19 protein-coding genes and 1 pseudogene are annotated in these 19,194 nt (G+C 69.2%); 11 read left to right on the plus strand and 9 right to left on the minus strand.

The window, feature by feature from the left end:
- Positions 1 to 4 precede the first annotated feature (4 nt).
- Positions 5 to 270 (minus strand): annotated as a pseudogene (locus OHU89_RS50625) (cellulose-binding protein); the annotation flags it as partial.
- Between the two features lie 42 nt (positions 271 to 312).
- Positions 313 to 1,170, minus strand: a complete 858-nt coding sequence (locus OHU89_RS50630; protein ID WP_405653597.1) for a cellulose binding domain-containing protein — start codon at positions 1,168 to 1,170, stop codon at positions 313 to 315.
- Positions 1,171 to 1,324: 154 nt separating this feature from the next.
- Here OHU89_RS50630 and OHU89_RS50635 point away from each other — a divergent pair, with 154 nt between their 5' ends.
- Positions 1,325 to 2,524, plus strand: a complete 1,200-nt coding sequence (locus tag OHU89_RS50635) for an RNA-guided endonuclease InsQ/TnpB family protein (RefSeq protein ID WP_405653599.1) — start codon at positions 1,325 to 1,327, stop codon at positions 2,522 to 2,524.
- Between the two features lie 13 nt (positions 2,525 to 2,537).
- Here OHU89_RS50635 and OHU89_RS50640 read toward each other — a convergent pair whose 3' ends face one another.
- The 3 genes from OHU89_RS50640 to OHU89_RS50650 form a co-directional block, all read right to left on the minus strand.
- Complete coding sequence (locus OHU89_RS50640) at positions 2,538 to 3,011, minus strand: hypothetical protein (protein WP_405653601.1); 474 nt, start codon at positions 3,009 to 3,011, stop codon at positions 2,538 to 2,540.
- A gap of 523 nt (positions 3,012 to 3,534) precedes the next feature.
- The gene (locus OHU89_RS50645; RefSeq protein WP_405653603.1) at positions 3,535 to 4,197 is read right to left on the minus strand and encodes a response regulator; all 663 of its coding nucleotides are present in this window, start codon (positions 4,195 to 4,197) and stop codon (positions 3,535 to 3,537) included.
- A complete protein-coding gene (locus OHU89_RS50650; RefSeq protein ID WP_405653605.1) occupies positions 4,172 to 5,344 on the minus strand; it encodes a sensor histidine kinase in 1,173 nt (390 codons plus the stop codon). Before OHU89_RS50650 ends, OHU89_RS50645 begins: the two co-directional genes overlap by 26 nt.
- Before the next feature lie 175 nt (positions 5,345 to 5,519).
- Here OHU89_RS50650 and OHU89_RS50655 point away from each other — a divergent pair, with 175 nt between their 5' ends.
- From OHU89_RS50655 to OHU89_RS50675, 5 genes are all read left to right on the plus strand, one after another.
- On the plus strand, positions 5,520 to 7,781 hold the full coding sequence (locus OHU89_RS50655; RefSeq protein WP_405653607.1) for an MMPL family transporter: 2,262 nt from the start codon (positions 5,520 to 5,522) through the stop codon (positions 7,779 to 7,781).
- A gap of 366 nt (positions 7,782 to 8,147) precedes the next feature.
- Positions 8,148 to 8,678: a hypothetical protein gene (locus tag OHU89_RS50660; RefSeq protein WP_405653608.1), complete on the plus strand. Its 531-nt coding sequence runs from the start codon at positions 8,148 to 8,150 to the stop codon at positions 8,676 to 8,678.
- Positions 8,679 to 9,392: 714 nt separating this feature from the next.
- On the plus strand, positions 9,393 to 10,229 hold the full coding sequence (locus OHU89_RS50665; protein ID WP_405653610.1) for a helix-turn-helix domain-containing protein: 837 nt from the start codon (positions 9,393 to 9,395) through the stop codon (positions 10,227 to 10,229).
- A gap of 82 nt (positions 10,230 to 10,311) precedes the next feature.
- Positions 10,312 to 10,782, plus strand: a complete 471-nt coding sequence (locus tag OHU89_RS50670) for a cupin domain-containing protein (protein WP_405653612.1) — start codon at positions 10,312 to 10,314, stop codon at positions 10,780 to 10,782.
- Entirely contained in the window at positions 10,779 to 11,498 is a 720-nt protein-coding gene (locus tag OHU89_RS50675) for an SGNH/GDSL hydrolase family protein (RefSeq protein WP_405653614.1), read from the plus strand. Before OHU89_RS50670 ends, OHU89_RS50675 begins: the two co-directional genes overlap by 4 nt.
- A gap of 411 nt (positions 11,499 to 11,909) precedes the next feature.
- Here the strand turns inward: OHU89_RS50675 and OHU89_RS50680 are convergent, their stop codons facing one another.
- Positions 11,910 to 12,491: a hypothetical protein gene (locus OHU89_RS50680; protein ID WP_405653616.1), complete on the minus strand. Its 582-nt coding sequence runs from the start codon at positions 12,489 to 12,491 to the stop codon at positions 11,910 to 11,912.
- A 1,104-nt stretch (positions 12,492 to 13,595) separates the two neighbouring features.
- Between OHU89_RS50680 and OHU89_RS50685 the strand changes: the two genes are divergently transcribed.
- The 4 genes from OHU89_RS50685 (at position 13,596) to OHU89_RS50700 (ending at position 16,171) form a co-directional block, all read left to right on the plus strand.
- Entirely contained in the window at positions 13,596 to 13,961 is a 366-nt protein-coding gene (locus OHU89_RS50685; RefSeq protein ID WP_405653618.1) for an STAS domain-containing protein, read from the plus strand.
- Positions 13,961 to 14,617: a hypothetical protein gene (locus tag OHU89_RS50690; protein WP_405653620.1), complete on the plus strand. Its 657-nt coding sequence runs from the start codon at positions 13,961 to 13,963 to the stop codon at positions 14,615 to 14,617. Before OHU89_RS50685 ends, OHU89_RS50690 begins: the two co-directional genes overlap by 1 nt.
- Entirely contained in the window at positions 14,614 to 15,375 is a 762-nt protein-coding gene (locus tag OHU89_RS50695) for an ANTAR domain-containing protein (protein WP_405653622.1), read from the plus strand. The genes OHU89_RS50690 and OHU89_RS50695 overlap by 4 nt, the downstream gene beginning before the upstream one ends.
- A 79-nt stretch (positions 15,376 to 15,454) precedes the next feature.
- Positions 15,455 to 16,171 carry an ANTAR domain-containing protein gene (locus OHU89_RS50700; protein WP_405653624.1) on the plus strand — a complete coding sequence of 239 codons (717 nt, stop codon included), beginning with the start codon at positions 15,455 to 15,457 and terminating at the stop codon, positions 16,169 to 16,171.
- A 59-nt stretch (positions 16,172 to 16,230) separates the two neighbouring features.
- Here the strand turns inward: OHU89_RS50700 and OHU89_RS50705 are convergent, their stop codons facing one another.
- Entirely contained in the window at positions 16,231 to 17,202 is a 972-nt protein-coding gene (locus OHU89_RS50705) for a YihY/virulence factor BrkB family protein (RefSeq protein ID WP_405653626.1), read from the minus strand.
- Between the two features lie 133 nt (positions 17,203 to 17,335).
- Complete coding sequence (locus OHU89_RS50710) at positions 17,336 to 17,764, minus strand: hypothetical protein (protein WP_405653628.1); 429 nt, start codon at positions 17,762 to 17,764, stop codon at positions 17,336 to 17,338.
- 179 nt (positions 17,765 to 17,943) lie between these two features.
- Between OHU89_RS50710 and OHU89_RS50715 the strand changes: the two genes are divergently transcribed.
- Complete coding sequence (locus OHU89_RS50715) at positions 17,944 to 18,114, plus strand: hypothetical protein (protein ID WP_405653631.1); 171 nt, start codon at positions 17,944 to 17,946, stop codon at positions 18,112 to 18,114.
- A gap of 152 nt (positions 18,115 to 18,266) precedes the next feature.
- Here the strand turns inward: OHU89_RS50715 and OHU89_RS50720 are convergent, their stop codons facing one another.
- Positions 18,267 to 19,103 carry a DUF1206 domain-containing protein gene (locus OHU89_RS50720; RefSeq protein WP_405653633.1) on the minus strand — a complete coding sequence of 279 codons (837 nt, stop codon included), beginning with the start codon at positions 19,101 to 19,103 and terminating at the stop codon, positions 18,267 to 18,269.
- Between the last annotated feature and the right edge of the window lie 91 nt (positions 19,104 to 19,194).

Genomic DNA, 19,194 nt, shown 5'->3' on the forward strand with positions numbered 1-19,194 from the left:
GGCGTCAGCAGCCGATCGGTGAGGAGCCCAGGGCCACGTCGTCGAACCAGAGAGTGTCGTCCCCGGTGCCGTAGCTCTCCCATCCCAGGCGCAGGCCGGTGGGGCGGGGGAGGGGTCCCACGGGTCGAGCCACTGCCCGTCGACGTTCTGGGTCGCCACCCCGTCCACGTGCAGTGCGGCGACCTCCTGGTCGGCGACCGATGTGCGCATGGACTGGGCGGTGGTGTCGATCTGGAACTGCAGGCACAGCCACCGGCCGGCCGGCAGCGGCGAACGCGTAATGACGTCATGGCCATGATCAATCTCCGAGAGTCAGGACGCGGTGCAGGAGAGTGGGCCGAGGTTTCGGTCGTCGCCGCTGAGCGTCATCCCCCAGGTCGTCGACGCGCCCGGTGTCAGCGAGCCGTTGTAGGAGGCGTGGTGAACGGTGGTGGCGTGGCGGGACGGATCCACCACCGCGTTCCAGCGGTTTGCTACGGTCACACCGCCCGGCAGGGTGTGGTGCACCGACCAGTCGGTGACCGGCCGGGACCCGGTGTTGGTGACCGTGACGTCGGCCTGGTACCCGCCCTGCCATGAGCCGGTCAGCTTCCACTCCGCCATGCAGGCGGTGTCGCCGGAGGGGCTCGGCGCGGGAGTGGGCGGTAGTGTCCCTCCAGAGCTGTCGGTGGTGTAGGGGACGGGGGCGTAGTCCTGCGAGCAGCCTCCCGCGCAGCCTGACGGCAGCGAGAAGGAGTACGTACGGCCGCCGCCCAGCCAGGTGTCGGCTGCGTCGCGGATCCGTATGGTGAAGCTGCTTTGGCCGGAGGTCGTCGCGCCGATGACGTAGGACTGCCCCATGTCGCTGTTCATTGCGGCGTCGGTCCAGGTGCCGTTCGCCCGGTACTGGACGCCGTGGATGCCGTTGGGCAGATGGGAGACGGCGATGGCGGGCCAGTAACGCTGGGCTCCCCTGAGGAAGCCGATACGGATGTCGCCGCTGTAGTCAGGGGTCGGGACGAAGCTCCAGGAGACATGACGGTTGTTCCAGTGGTCCGGGTACATCGTCGCCACTGGGGTGCCGCCGATCCGGAAGCGGTTGAGAGAATCGGTTGCCAGGTCAAGGTGGTTGGGGTCGTCCCGGCACCAGGCGTTGGAATCGGCGCAGCTGTCCGCGACGAGCATGGTCATCGCAATCCTTTCGTGGATACCCCCGGCTTCAGCCGGGGGAGGAAACGAAACTCCTGCGGAGCAGGGCATGGAGCTGGGATGCGCAGCCAGGGTGGATCCCCGTGCCGTGACCGGCAGGTTTGATCGCTGCCTGCGGTCTGGCTAGGTTGTGGGCGTGGCCGTGAACCATGTGAAGCGGGCGTTCAAGTACCGCTTTTATCCGAGTGATGCGCAGGCGGCGGAGCTGGCGCGGACGTTCGGTTGCGTCCGCAAGGTCTACAACCTGGCGCTCGCCGCCCGTACCGAGGCATGGGCACGCAAGGAGCGGGTCAACTACCACCAGACCTCGGCGATGTTGACGGCGTGGAAGAGGACCGAGGAGCTGGCGTTCCTCAACGAGGTGTCGTCGGTGCCGTTGCAGCAGACGCTGCGGCACTTGCAGAGCGCGTTCACCCACTTCTTCGCCAAGCGGGCGAAGTACCCGCGCTTCAAGTCGCGGAAGACGTCGCGGAAGTCGGCGGAGTACACCAGCAGCGGATTCCGTATCCGGGACGGCCGGCTGACGCTGGCGAAGATGGCGGACCCGCTGGATGTGGTGTGGTCCCGGCCGCTGCCCGAGGGAGCGAAGCCGTCCACGGTGACCGTGTCCCAGGACGCGGCCGGACGCTGGTTCGTCTCGATCCTGTGCGACGACCCCAGCGTCAGGCCACTTCCCGCCACGGATACGGCCATCGGCATCGATGTCGGCCTCAACCATCTCCTCGTCCTGTCCACGGGGGAGAAGGTCGCCAATCCCCGGCATGAGCGCCGTGACCGGGCCAGGCTGGTCAGGGCTCAGCGGGAGTTGTCCCGCAAGGCCAAGGGCGAGGGAGCCAACCGCCGTAAAGCCCGCCGTCGGGTCGCCAGGATCCATGCGCGGATCGCCGATCGGCGCCGGGATTTGCTTCACCAGCTGACGACTCGGCTCGTGCGTGACAATCAAACGCTCGTGATCGAGGACCTGACCGTGCGCAGCATGGTCAAGAACCGTCCGCTCGCCCGGGCTATTGCGGATGCGGGCTGGCGTGAGTTCCGCTGTCTGCTGGAGTACAAGGTGGCCTGGTACGGGCGGGAAGTGATCGCGGTGGACCGCTTCTTCCCCTCCACCAGGCTGTGCTCCGGCTGCGGCAGCCTGCAAGAGCGGATGCCGCTCAGCGTCCGTGCCTGGACGTGCGAGACCTGCGGAACGGCCCATGACCGGGACGTGAACGCAGCGAAGAACCTTCTGGCCGCCGGGCTGGCGGCCTCTGTCTGTGGAGCCGGTGTAAGACCTCAACGGAGTTCTCCGGGCGGGCAGTCGGCGATGAAGCAGAAAACCTCACGGCGCGAGCCGTAGGGATCCTCCTCGTTCACGAGGAGGAGGAAGTCAAGGTGGCCCCGTTGTACTTGTCGGCCACCCAGGAGCCGTTGCGGCAGAAGGGCCGGCCCGGGGCGCCGTCGTTGGTGCCGGTGCAGTAGTCCCCGATGGTGACCGTGACCCAGCGGCCGCAGTTGCGGCCGTTGTCGAAGACGCCCTTGACCGATGCGCTTGAGTCCGGCACCGGGCGGGGGTAGGTGCTCGAGTAGTCGCCGGGTGTGTTGAACACGTTGAGCGCCACGAAGTCCTGGCTGTCCAGTTCGCGCTGCGGCAGACCGCAGCCGCCGTAGGGGCTGCCGAGCCCGGCGAAGTGGGTCGCGTTGCCCAGGACCTCAGTTGCGGCGGCACTCGCCGCGGGCGGCTGGGCCGCCGCGGCCACGACGGGTAACACGACGCAGCAGAGCGCTGCCAGCAACGTGGCGGTGCGCCTTCGGGTCGGCGAGCGGGGGGTCGAAGGAAGCTGCATGGAGGGATCCGCCTTCTTCGTGACGGGGCGCCGTGACGTTCGTATGGGAGTCCTCTCGGAGGGAGGGGAGTGAGCGCTGGAACACCTCACCCATGGGAGCGCTCCCACAGTGTCCGTATCCGGAGACTGTAGAAGAGGGTCATGCCCCTGACAAGTGTGTGGGTTCCCGTCGGAGTTTTCGCCCTGTCCGAGCCGGGGCGTGCCCGGGCCGGACAGGGGTGGAGTCAACTGAGGTTCCACGGCTGGTTGGTGCCGCCGTTGCAGGTCCACAGTTGGACCGGGGCGGCGTGGAGCCAAGTCCCGGCAGGCACGCGGGCCATAGGCTGGAACGCAGCACGGGAGCGTGGTTTCGGGGGAGCACGATGAGCACGAACGGTGGATCCGGCAAGGCATCTGACGACACGTCGAACCGGCGATGGTTCATCAGCCACGCCGGGGCGGATCGTGCGTTTGGAGCCGACGTGAGCCGACCGGTGCACTGATGTCCGGGCGGGGACTCATGGGACACGGCCCGGTACCCGGCTCAGGATCCGGGGAGGATACGGCGCGTTTCGTAGGCCCACATCGCGATCTCGACCCGGTTGCGGGCGCCGAGTTTGGCCATCAGGCTGGCCAGATGTGTCTTTACCGTGCTGAGGCTGATGTGCAGTGCATCGGCGATCTCGGTGTTGGTCAGCCCGCGAGCGACGGCGAGGAGCACCTGCTCCTCGCGGGCGGTGACGGGGGCGACCGGCTGAGCCGCCGGCCGGCCGGCGGGCAGGTCCGCGAATGCCTGGAGCAGACGGACGGTGACGCTGGGCGCGATGAGCGCCTCACCGTCGGACGCCGACCGTACGGCCTGCGCCAGAAGGTCCGGTCCCGTGTCTTTGAGGAGGAATCCGCGGGCGCCGGCACGCAGTGAGCCGTAGACGTACTCGTCGAGGTCGAACGTGGTGATGACGACCACGGCCAGCGGGTCGGAGACGCCCGGGCCGGCGACCAGCCGGGTGGCCTCGAGCCCGTCGAGTACGGGCATGCGGATGTCGAACAGGCAGACGTCGGGGCGTAGTTCGCGGGCCAGACGTACCGCGTCCCGCCCGTCGGCGGCCTCGCCGACCACCTCGATGCCGGGCTGGGCGTTCAGTATGATCCGCAACCCGGTGCGGATGATCGTCTGGTCGTCAGCGACGAGGACGCGAATGGACACCGCTCTCGCTCCTCGCTCTCGGCAGTTCGGCTTCGACATGCCAGCCCCGGTCGGTACCCGGGCCGGCTCGTAGTGTGCCGCCGAGCAGGGTCGCGCGCTCGCGCAGTCCGGTAAGTCCGTATCCGTCGCGACCCCGGCCGGTGCGCCTGCCGTTGTCGTGCACGCTCACCCGTACCGTGTGCCGTTCCGCGGCGACCCGAACGACGAGCTCGGTCGCGTCGACCGCATGGCGCAGCGCGTTGGTCACCGACTCCTGCACGATGCGGTAGACGGCCGCGTCCACGGCCGGGGGCAGCGCGTCCAGTTCGCCGTCGAGCCCCAGGTCGACCCTGAGGCGGCCACCCGGGGTGCGCACCAGGCGCTCCAGATCCGCGACTCCGGCAGGGGGCGCCAGCTCGGCGCCGACCCCGCGGTCGCGCAGCGCGGCGACCATGGCACGCATTTCCTCCAGCGTGCGCGCCCCTTCCTCCTCGACCCCCTCCAGCGCCTTGACGGCGGCAGTCGGGTCGGCGTCCGCGAGCACCCCGCCCGCCTGGGCGATGATCACCATGGCGGACACGTGGTGGGCCACCGTGTCGTGCAGTTCCCGGGCGAGCTGCTCGCGCTCGCGGGAGCGCACCTGCTCCAACTGCCGCTCGCGAGCGGTCACCCAGAACCGCGCGGCAGCCCCGAACACGCCGGGCAGCAGCAGGAAGACGAAGCCCACGACGTTCTCAACGACCGGGGTCTCGTCCGTGACGGAACACAGCGAGCTGGCCGCGAGGATCACCGCGCCGCCCAGCACGATCTCGCGTCCCGATCCCCACCGGGGCAGCGCATACACCAGTACGAGCACGACCGCGCCGGTGTTCAGGCCGACGGGCTCGCGCGGTGCGGCGACCAGCGATGCCACCTGAAGCAGGATCACCGAGCCGAACGCCAGCGTGACCATCGCCAGGGGGCGGGTCCGGCGCCACAGGGGCAGCAGGCACAGCCATACGGCGAACACCACCGCCACCGGCCGCCACACGATGTTCTCGCGCAGGGTGGCCTCCAGCGCCACACCGGCAAGGCCCGCGGCGAGCAGCGCCCAGTCCCGCCGCACCCGGGCGGGCGCGTCGGGCGGCCGGGGTTCGGTCCACAGGGTTCGCAGGTCGTCTCGGAGCACGGTTCTCAGCTTAGAGATCGCGGCGTGCCGCGCATCGGCCGAAAGGACGGGTCGTCTCTCCGCCCCGGGGCTGACGGATCCGCGGCCCGCGGGCCGATGCCGCGGAGCGCCGTGGCGACGAGCCTCGGCATCGGCGGCCGTACAAGGACGGCCGACGAGGTGGTTGGAGGACCCGATGCTCTCGAAAGCCCTGTTGCGCCTGGGCGCAAGCGCCGCCCGCCATCCCTGGCGGGTGATCGCGGCATGGCTGGTCGCCGCCACGCTCGCCGTCCTCGCCGCCGTCGCCTTCGGCGGGCGGACCGCGGACTCGATGACCGCTCCGGGACTGGACTCCCAACGGGCCGCGGAACTGATCGAGCGGGCCGGCACCGGCCAGGAGGGGATGACCGCCCAAGTGGTCGTCACCCCCCTCGACGGCGCTGCGACGTTCTTCGACCACGACAGCGCGCGCACCGCTCTCACGCGGCTGCAGACCGAGGTGAAGCGGCTGCCGCACGTGCTCGGCACGAGCGACCCGGCGGGGGCACTCGACGCACGCGGGGACACCACCGTGCGCGGCGGCCTTGTCTCGGCCGACGGGCGGATCGCAGTCGTCCGGGTGCAGTACCCCGACCAGAGCCGGCTGTCGGCCAAAGACCTCGACGCCCTCGTCGATCTCGGCGACCGGCTGCGCGCCGAACTGCCCCTGCGCATCGAGATGGGCGGGAACCTCTTCTACGCCTTCTCCGACCCCGCCGGCGGCGCAAGCGAGCTGATCGGCCTCCTCGCCGCGGCTGCGATCCTGTTCCTGGCGTTCGGTTCGCTCGTCGCCGCCGCGCTGCCGATCGGCATGGCGGTCTTCGGACTGACCGTCGGGGTCGCCACGATGACGGTACTGGCGGGGTTCGCGGACGTCCCCACCTTCGCACCGGTCCTGGGCAGCATGGTCGGGCTCGGAGTGGGCATCGACTACGCGCTGTTCGTGCTCGCCAGGCACCGGGAGTACCTCGCGTGCGGGCTCGATCCGCAGGCGGCGGCCGGACGAGCAGTGGCAACGGCGGGGCGGCCGGTGGTCTTCGCCGGCGGCACCGTCGTCGTGTCGATCCTCGGCATGGCGGTCGCGAACGTGCCGTTCATGACGGTGGGCGGGGTTGCCGTCTCGATCGTCGTCCTGACGATGGTGCTCGCGTCGGTGACGCTGCTGCCGGCCTTCCTCGGTGCGGCGGGCCCGCGCCTGGCCCGGGCCGGCCGGATCGGCCGGGCTCTGCAGACCAGGAAGCTGGGCCGACTCGCACGGCGGCGGGACCCGGCGGCAGGCGCCGCCCACGCCGCCGGGTGGCGTCGCTGGATCGGGCACGTCAGCCAGCACCCGGTGCCGTACGCGGTCGGCGCGGCGGGGCTGCTGCTGACCGCGACGCTGCCCGTGCTCGGCCTGCGCGTCGGCCTGCCCGACGACGGCTCACTGCCCCACAGCCGTACCGAGCGCCGGGCCTACGACCTCGTCGCCGAGGGGTTCGGCCCGGGCACCAACGGTCCCCTCGTCATCTCCGCGGACCCCACCGGTGATCCGGGGGTGCTGGACCGACTCGTCGGGGCGGTCGCGGCGGATCCGGGCATCGCATCCGTCGCGCCGACGCACATCGATCGGGCCACCGGCATCGCGACCCTCGTGGTGTTCCCGACCACCAGCCCTCAGGACAAGGCCACGGCCGACACCATCGCCCGGCTGCGCACCGACGTGCTGCCCACGGCGATCGGGCACGGCCCGGCCAGGGCCCACGTCGGCGGCGCCGCCGCGAGCCTGTCCGACGTGGGCCAACGCACCAGCCAACGCCTGCCGGTGTTCGTCGCCGCCGTGCTGGCGATGTCGTTCCTGCTGCTGATGCTGGTCTTCCGCTCGATACTCGTACCGCTCAAGGCGGTACTGCTGAATCTGCTGAGCATCGGTGCGGCCTACGGCATCATGGTCGCGGTCTTCCAGTGGGGCTGGGGAGGCGCACTCATCGGGCTGGAAGCGACGGTTCCGATCGTGTCGTTCATCCCGATGTTCCTCTTCGCCATCCTGTTCGGCCTGTCGATGGACTACGAGGTGTTCCTCCTCTCCCGCGTACGCGAGGAGTACCTGCGCACCGGCGACAACGGAACGGCGATCGTTGAGGGCGTCGCGGGCACCGCCCGGATCATCACCTCTGCCGCCCTCATCATGGTGGCGGTCTTCCTGTCCTTCGCCGTCGCCGAGGACCCCTCCACCAAAATGTTCGGGCTCGGCCTGGCCACCGCGATCTTCATCGACGCCACGGTTGTACGCATGGTGCTGGTACCGGCGACCATGACACTCCTCGGCAGGACCAACTGGTGGCTGCCGAAGTGGCTGGACTGGATGCTTCCCCGCGGCCCGGTCGGCACCGACGCGGAATCCACGGGTGAGGCCCCGCGTGCACGGCTGGTTGACCGTTGACTCAACCCCTGCCCGTTCTGCCTCCTCCGCACCGAACCTGAGTTCGGCCAGCAGGAACGGCCGCAAGAAGACCCGACGGGACAGCACGGTGTCTTGGATGGAGGCGTGAAAGAACGCCACAGTCCCGGCCCGCTCGTCGACGGTGAGCAGGGGACGCACCGGCAGGATTACCCTCCGGACCTGGTCTTCCGGAATCCGCAGCTTCCCTGCCAGTGCTGATATCCGGTCCCGGTCGCCGGCGAGCGCGAGCTCCTCCAGGAAGAGAGAGAGCAGGCGCCGATCCGGCGAGGCACTGAGGGCATCGGCGATCAGCGATTCGATCAGGTCCACCAAGTTGCCCCCGAGTACCACCCCGGGTGGCGCGTCGTGTTGCACGGCACCGGCCGCCAGGCGAGCAATGAGTGGTGTTCCGTTCGCCAGCGTGACTACAGCGCGGGCTGTGTCCTCTGCGAGGTTCGGAGCGGATTCCCGCAGCATGGCGACCATGTCCGCTTCGGCGAGGGGCTCGAGCTGAAGCACGTCGAACCGGGCGAACCGGCGGACCTCGATGCCGGGGACGCGTCGCGATGTCACGACGAGCCTCCAGCCGTTCAGGGCCTGGCTCAGCTCCTCGACAGCGGCGGCCGACCGCTGCGGATAGAGCATCTCGTCGAGGCCGTCGAGCAGCAGCACAGGCGCCTGCAGCTGTCCGGCGACCTGATTCAGCGCGGCGGTGCTCTCCCGGAACGGGCCTCCCCCGATGCGCGGATCGTCCGTTCACCCTCGAAGTCGTTTGTCCCCTGCGTGATTTTGCTCAAGATCCCGGTCGAGAGATCATCCACATCGATATTGATGTGCCTCAGGTGGACGAAGAAGACCGCCCGGCCCTGCCGCTGCACTTCGGCTTCGAGCTGCTGAAGCAGCACGGTCTCGCCGCCCCGGGCCGCCTAGAACGAAGACACCCCGATAGTCCGGGTTGTCGAGGCGGTGCAGTAGGTCAGAGAATTCAGGGCGCTGCCAGGATGCCTCCACGCTGAATCACGGTAGCGGCTCAGGTGATGTTCGTGCGGTGGATGCGGATTTGACCAGGGTGGCGTGGACGCCCGCTAGAACCAGGGCCGAGTCGGGAACTGGTCCCACTCGCTGACGATGACGTGCGGTTTGTCCAGCGGCGCAGTCGGTTGCTGAAGGCCAGGGCTCTGCATTCTGCTCTGCCTGGATCGCCCAACCGACCGCCGACGACCTCAACAAGGTCTGTGGCGCCCCGGGCGCGGGAAGGATCGCGGTCCGTACCTGCGCGATCAGCGGGGCAGTCGTCGTGCATCACACGCTCGTTGCTGTCGATCTTGCTAGTTGGGGTATGGCCCACGCCTCGTCCGGAAAAGGTTCGTCGCCATTGCCGAGGAAATGGCCTCGTACCTGCGGCACTTCCGGCCACGGCTCGGCCGCATCGACATTCCACACCCCACCCGCGACCGGGAACACCAAGACGGCCGCTGCTGCCCCGACCAACGAGCCGCCAGCCCCGCCGGGCACGGAATATGCCAGCAGGATCGTCACCAGCCGCAGACGGCGGTGATCAGTCCTTGGATGGTGATCTTCCTGGGCTGGGCGGCTCGTACACTGACGACAATGGAGGACCATACGGCCACTGGGATCGGTGCACGTCCGGCGCCCGTCTTGCGGGAGTACGTCGACTCGTATGTCGGCTTTGACCTGCGCGGGCTCCCGGCGGGGGTGCACTGCGGCCCGCCGAGCCGGGCGCTGACTGCGGTGATCAGCCTGTCAGATCCTTTGGAGGTGGCGGCGGGCGTTGACGACGGGTCACCGGTCACCCGATTCGGCAGCGTGGCCGGCGGTCTGATGTGCCGGTCCGTCGCGATTCACCACGACGGACGCCAGCAAGGTGTTCAGATATCGCTGACACCGCTCGGGGCCCGGGCCATCTACGGCATGCCCGCCGCCGAACTCGCCCACCGACTGGTCCCACTTGACGAGCTTCTCGGAGCGCTTGCCGTCGAGCTGGTCGACCGGCTCCGATCGGCGACAACATGGGCGGCGCGGTTCACCGCGCTGGACGAATTGCTCCTGCGAGCTGTCGGCCGTCGCGCCCGCGGCGACCATGTGCGGTGGGCGCGCCCCGAGGTAGCCGAGGCGTGGCGCCGCCTCGTCGCCGCGCGGGGTTGCGTCCAGGTTGGTGCGGTCGCCGCGGAACTCGGCTGGAGCCGTCGGTACCTCACCGAGCGGTTTCGCGGTGAGGTGGGCCTGTCGCCGAAGACCTTCGCCCGCGTCTTGCGCTTCGAGCACGCGCACGAACTGGCGGCGGCGCAGGACCCGCTCCCGTGGGGCGATGTGGCAACCGTTGCTGGCTACGCCGACCAGGCCCATCTCATTCGGGACTGGCGCGAGTTCACGGGCCGCTCGCCAACGGCCTGGCGTCGCAGCGAAGTCCTCCTCGGAGCCGGGTAGCCGCCGACCGCCTGCCCGGCGCGTCGGCTTCTCTTCCCTTTTCTTCAAGACCGCCCGATCGCTGGCGTGGACGATCGTCGGCATGAGACTCGTCAACCACGAACCTAATGCCATGGACCTGCGGACCACCCCCGTGCACCTCGGACTGGGATCGAAAGCGAAACCCGTCGAGGGCTTCACCTGGGACCCGGAGGTGCTCCAGGCCTACAGCGCCGCGGTCGCGCCAGACGGCGCCGAGGGCCGGATGGTGATGATCTTCGACGGCGACGGGCCCGGCGACCATTGGGAGAGCCACCCCGCAGGCGACGAACTGGTCGTTTGCCTCAGCGGGTCCGTGACGGTTACCCGCGACGTGGACGGGGTGCCCGACCGCGTTGTGCTCGGACCGGGCGAGGCCACCATCAACCCGGCCGGGGTATGGCACGTGGTCGACATGCAGGGGCCGACGTCCATCCTGGCCATCACTGCGACCCTCGGCACCGACCACCGTCCTCGTACCGACACCCGCCCGACCGAACGCGTTAGCACGCCCAGCCCGCAGGAAGCGTCGTGACGACACGCATCGCGTGCCTCGGCGACAGCCTCACCCGCGCGCAGTTCAGCGTCGACTACCTGGATCTTCTCGCACGCCGCCGCCCTCCCTGTGACGTGCAACTTGCCCGATTCGGCGCCAACGGCGACTTCGCCTACAACCTCTTGCAGCGCCTCGATACTGTCGTCACGAACCCACCCGATGTGATCACCGTGTTGATCGGGACCAACGACGCCCGAGCGAGCCTTGCCGGCTACCCCGTCCAGCAGGCCATGAAGCGCAAACAGCTCCCCGACCGCCCGTCGGCCGGCTGGTTCCAACAGTGCCTGGAAGCCGTCGTCGCACGGCTGCGAGCGGAGACCGACGCCACGATCGCTCTGCTGTCGCTACCGGTACTCGGCCAACAACTCGACGGAGCAGCGGCACAGGCATCACAGGCGTACAGCCGGATGATCGCCGAGATCGCCGCCACCAACGAGGTGGCCTACCTGCCGCTCAACGAACGTCAGATCGAGGAACTGCGCCAAGCGGACCCGCCGCCGATTTCATACCGGGAGGTGACGCCCGCAGCGGCTGTCGGCGTCCTCGTCCAGCACGCAGTGCTGCGCCGCAGCCTCGACACGATCTCGCGGCGGCGAGGTCTCGTGCTCACGACCGACCACATCCACCAGAACAGCCGCGGCGCCACCCTTATCGCTGAGGTCATCGACGCCGCTCTGCTGCCCCAGAGCGCGTAGCTGGTTCCGGCGCCCGGCCAGTCGGATGCCATCTACCCCGCGGAGGTGGCATCCGATCCAGGCGGTCAACCTGTCCCGGGCTTCGGGCAGCAGCTCGGTGCCGATCGGTAAGACACCGTGTGCTGCTCGTCCGAAGCCATAGACATCCAGCACGGCCGCGGCTGTCCGCCCGAGACCGGTCCGCTCTCTACCGCGTGAAGGAGAATCGGCGTGGCCGTGACGCCCACTCGCCCGGTGCGGTACGAACGTCAAAACGGCCGCCGGACTGGCGGTATCAGCCTGCGGAGCGCCGGTAGGACCAGAACGTGTTCTGGCACAGCGCGAAGAAACAGGAAGCCACGGATTCCCGACCGGAAACCGTGCCGCGTAGCGGCACGGCAACCAGTCAGGGAAGGCCAGAATCCTCGCCCTTCAGGGCGAGGAGCAAGTCAACAGGTCGGATTTGCCCTCGCCGACAACGCCCTGATGGGAACGTGGCCCTGTCCCGTTCCGGCCGACCGTCTGGGGCAGATCGACGGGGCTTGGACGACGACGTCTCCGCTGCCGCCTCCGCCCCGCCCAGGACCATGCTGTCGCCTTGAGTCGCCGGTCGTAGGCCCACGCCGCCACCCCCGTCAGGTGAACGGCGCCCGCCCACAGGCCGCAAGCGATCGAGAGCGGCACGCACAGCGCCGGCGCGGCGTACGCGGCCACCCACACCTCCGTCACACCGACCGTGCCGTAGACGGCTGGTTTGCCGTGGCGGCCGGCGGCGATGTCCCGGCGCGCATCGAACGCGTCGTTGCACCAGCCGACGGACAGCTGCTCGCTCAACACAGCGGCGGCGGTCAGGGCGCAACGCGCGACGCTCTGACCGGCGGTGACGGCCAGAGCGGCCATCAACGCGGTGACCGCCACAACAGGCCCGGGGTGGCAGGACCCGGCCAGGCCACTCACCCGGCCGGCCCAATTCTCCCCGGGGCCGCCGGTCGTCGAGTGCTCGGGAGTGCCCACCCGGCCGATCGTAGGCGCCCTGGCCCCACCCGACCGGTACACGCGCCCCCAGGGGCGAACGGCCGGACGGGCGATTCGTGGTGTCGAAGCCCCGGACCGGGGAACACGTGGGAAGCAACTCACCCGAGTTGGTAACCGGACGGGAACCATATGACGCGGATCGCCGGCGTTTACGGTGCCCTCGCACCACACCGTCGCACCCAGTCCGAGATCACCGACATCGTGGCGACTGCTGACCGGGGCCCTGCCGGCCGCGAGCCGCCGACCTGGCACCGCCCGCCTCATCGTCCCCGCAGCATCCCGGATGTCCCCGCTGTTCTCAGCCGTGGTCCACGCACTGCAGTAGTGGCCGATTCCCCACCGCGACAGGACTCCTCCCGACGGATCCGAAGTTCCACAAGGGGGCGGTACGGATCATGACGGAGACCGGCAAGCCGATCGCCGAGCCGACATCATCAGACTCAGCGGATGCATCCCACCGGGCAGTTCACCACCAGGCCGGATCAGGCGAGTCGGCCAATTCCGGCTACTCTGCCGGATCTTGACCACCTGAAGATCACCAGCAGCATCCAGGATCGCCGGCAGAGCCGAAAATGGCCCGTCCGTCGACAACCTCCGTCGGACAGCCGGCGGTCTGTCAGACCTGAGCGGCTGTGGGCCGCGGCTTGACGTTGTGGGACCAAGTACCGTGCGGGGCAACGGACATGAGCGCGCCGCCACAGGTTGACACCATCCACATCCTGAGATGGGACGGTCTCGGACGGTCTGTCGCACTGGGCCAGGGCTATGCTGCTATACAGGCGTCCCAGACCCCGGCGGCTTGTCGTTTCACGACACAGATGGCTGCGGGGAGCGGACCTTTCGTCCGTCACCCGGCGCATCCCTGGAGGGATCCGGGTGGGTCCTCTGTCCTGTTGCACAGGCCCTCGGACCGGCCCTCGTTCCGTCTCCGCCGAACGTACGCCCCTGCCGACAGTGCGCCAAGGGGGCCGGTAAACCCGGTGTCCCCATCTCGCTGCCGGATGGTCTTTGAACCGAGGCGTCATGCCTGTCCCACAGCTCACCATTTACCGCCATACCCAAAGGCACCGGGCACTGATCACCGTGTCCGGTGAGATCGGTCTGGAATCGGCACCGCTGGTGCGCGCGGCACTGGCACAGTGCTTGAGCGACGGCATCCGCATCGTCGATGTCGACCTCACCCCCGTGACCTTCTGCGACTGCAGCGGCCTCAATACCTTCCTCTACGCCGCGCAGCGGACCAGGGAGGCCGGCGGGATCCTACGACTGCACAATCCGCCACCGTCACTGGGGCGGATCCTCGAGCTCACCGGCTGCGGGTTCCTGCTTCTGGGCCTTCCGCTCGGGCATCTGTCACCGTCTCTCCGGGACGTCCCTGACCCGGTCGCTCCGGCCCTGCCGGACCGGAGTATTCCGCTGGTGGCTGTCCTGTCGGGCGATGTGCGGTGATGGCCCAGCCCAGGCAGGGGCAGCCGCACAAGCCCCGTGCAGGCGAGTCGTCCACCATGGACGCGGTGCGGTTGCGCCGGGTGAACCGCTGGCTGGCGCAGGGCCTGGGCGGGGAGCTGTCGGATCTGTACGTCGACTCCGGAGAGGCGTCCGTCCCTGAGGTGTACCGCAGCCGCCAGGACTTCCTGAACCGTCTCACCGGTGACATCCGGCGGCCGGGGTTCGCCATGGTGATCGCGGAGACGGACCACCTGGTGGGATGCGCCTTCGGGTTCCCGGTGAGCAGCGACGGCTTCTGGTGGCTCGGGTTCGACGGAGCACTGCCGCAGAGCATCGAGCAACTCACCGCCTCCGGCGGCGTCTTCGCGATCACCAGCATCCTGGTCCAACCACACCCGCAGGACCAGGACATGGCCCGCCGTTTGCAGGAGCGGCTGCTGAGCGACCACCAGGCACCCCTCGGCGCCACCATGGTGGATCAGAACGATCACCCGACTCTTGCCTCACTCCGCTCCTGGGGATGGCTGGACCTGGGAGAGGTGTGGCGGCCGGCGGGCCCGACCATGTTCCGCGCGCTGGTCCTTCCGGTCGGCGAGCGAACCGCGGCGCGGCTGGAAGGCCTGGCCCACGATGCCTGGACACGGTGGCCCGGATGAGGTCCGACAGCCGCTCGGCCCGGATCCAGGTGCTGGTCGCCGAGCAGGCGGCCCGACGCGGCACCCGGCCCGGTGTCGTGGACGTGTGCACCGCGGCCGTGGCCGCCCTCCCGGTCGGCGGAGCCGGGGTATCGGCGATGTCCCGGACCGCTGCAAGCCATCCGCTGTGCAGCACCGACACCATCAGCGAGCAACTGGAAGAGCTGCAGCTCACCCTGGGTGAAGGACCCTGCGTGGACGCCTTCACCGATGGCTCGGCCGTCCTGACGCCCGATCTGCTCACCGGTGAACTGCAGGACCGCTGGACCGTGTTCGCCGACGCGGCCCTGGATGCCGGGGCACGCGCTGTCTTCGCGCTCCCCCTGCAGATCGGGGCGATCAGCCCGGGAGTCCTGGACCTGTACGCCAACGTCCCCACCGTGCTGGACGCGGAGGAACTGGCCGACGCGCTGGCGTTCGCCGACCTCGCGACACTGCTCCTGCTCGACGCGCGTATCGATGAGACGGGCGCGCCGGTCGACGGAGCACTGGCAGACCGGGGCTTCGAGGACCTGGGCGGATACCGGGCGGAGATCGACCAGGCCACCGGCATCCTCACCGTCCAGCTCGAAGTCGGCATCGACGAAGCCTTCGTCCGGCTGCGCGCCTACGCCTATACCCAGGGACGCCGGCTCGCCGACGTGGCCGCCGACGTGGTGGCCCACCGGCTCCGCTTCTCCCCCGACACGGAACCGAAACGGACGGACGATGACGCCTGACGCACCGGTTCCGGACGATAAGCGTGCTGCGCTTCCCGCCCCCTCCCGGCGGGACTAGTCTCAATCGAGGGTGTTCATCATGAATCAGCAGCTCCTGGCCAAGACCTTCGTCGAGCTGGCAGACAACCTGGTCGCCGACTTCGACCTGATCGACTTCCTGCGTCTGCTCACCGACCGCTGCGTGAGCATGCTCGACGCGAGCGCCGCCGGGGTACTGCTCGCCGACCGCGACGGCAAACTCCGCGTGATGGCCGCCTCCGACGAACGGGTACGCCTGCTGGAACTCTTCCAGCTCCAGAACGACGAAGGCCCCTGCCTGGAATGCTTCCGCAGCGGCACACCGGTGCTCGTCCCCGACCTGACCCGCGAGGTCGACCGCTGGCCGCACTTCGTCACGGCGGCCCACCGCAGCGGCTTCGGGGCGGTCCAGGCCCTGCCCATGCGCCTGCGGGACGAGACCGTCGGCGCCCTGAACCTCTTCCACGCCACCCCCGGCCCCTTCGACCCGGCCGGCACGCTCATCGGCCAGGCCCTGGCCGACGTCGCCACCATCAGCCTTCTGCAACAGCGCTCCACCCACCGCAGCACCGTCCTCAACGAACAACTCCAGACGGCATTGAACAGCCGCGTACTGATCGAGCAGGCCAAGGGGAAACTCGCCGAACGCCAGAACATCGACATGGAACAGGCGTTCACCGCGCTGCGCGGCTACGCCCGCTCCCACAACCGCCGCCTGTCCGAGGTGGCTCGCGCCTTCATCGACGCCTCCGAACCCCTCCCCGGCCTGGTGTCCTGACACCGTCGCCGAAGCGGTGACCGCACGCAGTTGCCCGAGCACGAGGAATCACGCCCAGATCAGGGCCCGTGCTTCTGGAGGTGCGGTGCTGCTGGTGCGCCGCTGCCGACTGACGCACGCTGTGGTGCGCCGTCGGCTGCGGGACTGATCCCGGGCTCCGGGCTCTCGCCCTCGGCTGTCTCGGCGGACTGCGCCGCCGTCCCCGCCGCCGTTGCTGTCCATGCGGCGCAGTACAGCAGCAGCCTGGCCATGAGGTTGATCCACAGCACGACGGCCACCGGCACGGCGAAGGCGCCGTACATGCTCTTCCCCGCAACGCCCTGCAGGTAGCCGGTCAGCAACCACTTGAGCAGTTCGAAGCCCACCGCGCCGATCAGCCCGGCGACCACGACCGCACGCCGGCCGGGATGTACCCGCGGTAGCCGGGTGAGCAGGTAGACCAGCAGCAGAAAGTCGACGACCAGGGCGATGGCCAGGCCGGCGAAGAACAGCAGGGCCCGTCCCGCCCCGGCCTCGATACCGGCCTTGTCGGCGGCCCAGCCGACGGCAATGTTCGCGAACACCGAACCGCCGATCGCGACCAGCCCGACCACGCCGAGGCCGACCAGCACCACGGAGTCCTTGACCTTGAGCAGGAACGGATTGCCCGGGTCCTGCTCCTTCTCCCACACCGCGCGCAGGCTGCCGCGCAGGGCGCCGACCCAGTTGATGCCGATCACGAGCAGCAGCGCGCCCGCGATCAGTCCGACGGATCCGGCATGCGCGACAAGGCTGTCCAGGTCCAGCAGGTCGGAGAGTCCCGGCGCCTGGTCGGCGATCTTGTCCTGGAGTTTCCCCAGCTGGTCCTCGCTCAGCAGCTTGGCACCGATCGCCGCACCCACGGTGATCAACGGAAAGAGCGCGATGAAACTGGTGAAGGTGATGGCCGCGGCGAGCCGGGCCCAGTGGACGGCATCCAGCCGCTCGAACGCCCGCCCAGCGTGCGTCCGCATCAGCTTTCCGATCACGGGCAGCCTTCTCAGCCAGTCCATGAGGAACACCCGCTCTCTGCGTACCCATCGTCACCGTGCCCGGCAGGTCCATCGAGGTCTGTGTCGCAGCCGACCGCTCATGACCACAGCGGCGTCCGGGCGTCCGGTGCGGGCACGGTCGCCTGCGAGATCGTCAGCGGGGAGCGGCCCGGCGGTGGAACCAGTTCTGCTTGTGACGGGGGCGTTCGACCAGGTCGGCCCGGTCTTCGTCCTCCCTCTCCGCCTGCACCGTCTGCCCGCGGGAGGCGTCGCGTTCGCTGGTCAGGCCACCGGGTTCCCGTTCGGCCGCAACAGACCCGCGCCGGGACGGTTTGGGCCCGCGATGTGCCGTGCGGCGGCGGGTGGTACGGCGTGTACCGGCCAGGATCAGGCTCAACCCGAGCAACGCCGCCGCCCCGACGACGATGCCGCAGAGGAAGAGGGTGCCGGTGGAGCCGGTGACGTCGACACCGAAGACAGAGAATCCGCCGGTGAACTCGTGGGCGCCGTCACTGTTGGAAAGAACGCCGGCGACAGCGATGACCACCGCGGCGACGAGGATGACGAGTCCGAGGATGATCATGGCGCGCTCCTGGGATCTGCTTCCTCTCCCCACGGTAGAACCGTTCTGCCCGGCAGGCCACTGCCACGGGTTGCGTCTACCCTGAAATTGAGGTAAGGGCGAGACCGGAGGACACCGGCGCTACTGGGTGGACGGCCTCTGGTCCGCCCATCCGCCACCACCCCAGGAGGCGTAGTGGCATGGTCTTCTTCCTGGTTCTACTCATCTGTGCCATCGCGCTGATCGTCATCGGTGCTGTCGTCGACGGCCTGCTGTATCTGGTTTCCACCGGCGTGCTGCTTCTCATCGCCGCCGTGCTGTACCTGCTCGTGCGCTCGGTATCGCGCATGCGCCGACGCCCGGCCCGCTGACGCGTGGTGGTGGAGGGCGGACCGCCGCTCCACATGCGGCTCGGAGATGGGGGCCGGACGGTTCGCTGCTCTTGTGTTGACCAAGTGCGTGGCGACGGGCCGGCCCAAAGGCGAGCCTGGCGAGGAGCCGGCAGATCAGGCTTGTATCACCGTTACAGGCGGCGCCACCGAGCGGAGGCGAAGGAGAAGACGCCGAAGAGGATCAGCCCGATCGCGACGGCGACCAGGAGCCATGGCCCCACCGGTGTCTGCGTGAAGCTGCGGAGCGTCGCGTCCACGCCTTTGGCCTCGTCCGGGTCGAAGCGGACGGCTGCCACCAGGATGAAGATCCCAGCCGCGGCGAACACCACGCCACGCGCCACGCCTCCGCCCACGCCCAGGGCGGTGACGACCTGCTTCGTACGGTGGCTCATTGTGCCGGTGTCCAGCTGCTTGAGAAAGCTCCGCATGGCCGCCCGGACGGCGAGTACCGCACCGATGCCGATCAGGAGGCAGCCCCCGGCTCCCACCAGCACTTGGCCGTACGACAGTTTGAGCACCGATGCCGTCCAGTCCTGCGACTGCGCGTTTCCGCTGGAGCCCTGGCCGCCGCCGGCGGCGTACGCCGCGGTGGTCCAGCAGACGAAGGCGTAGAAGACCGCCCGTCCGCCGTCAAGCACGCGCGAACCGGCCTTCCGCTGAGGCCCCCTGGTGAGGACTGCGCGGGTACCCCGCCACAGCGCCATGGAGGCGAAGCCGACCACCATCGCCCACAGCATCACCTTCCCGAACGGCTGCTCCGCGACCTGGGCCAGCGCGCCCTGCCGGTCGGCCGACTCGCCGTCGCTGCTGCTGAGGGCGATCTGAAGAGCAAGGGCGCCGATCAGGACATACACCACACCCCGTGCGACAAAGCCCGCTCGCCCCGCGGCGGTCAGCATCTCGTTCTGGGTGGTGAGGGCCGCGGACTTCACGGCCCGGCCGCGCCCTTGCGTGTTGGACGAGGTCACGATGTCCTCCCCATGGTGTGGACGCGCGATACGCGTCCACTGCCCCCCAAGTGCCCCGGGCCGGGCATTTGATGTGCGCAGCGGACGAGCG

Origin of the sequence: Streptomyces sp. NBC_00019 (genome assembly GCF_045041015.1) — a bacterium.
Taxonomy (GTDB): Bacteria; Actinomycetota; Actinomycetes; order Streptomycetales; family Streptomycetaceae; genus Streptomyces.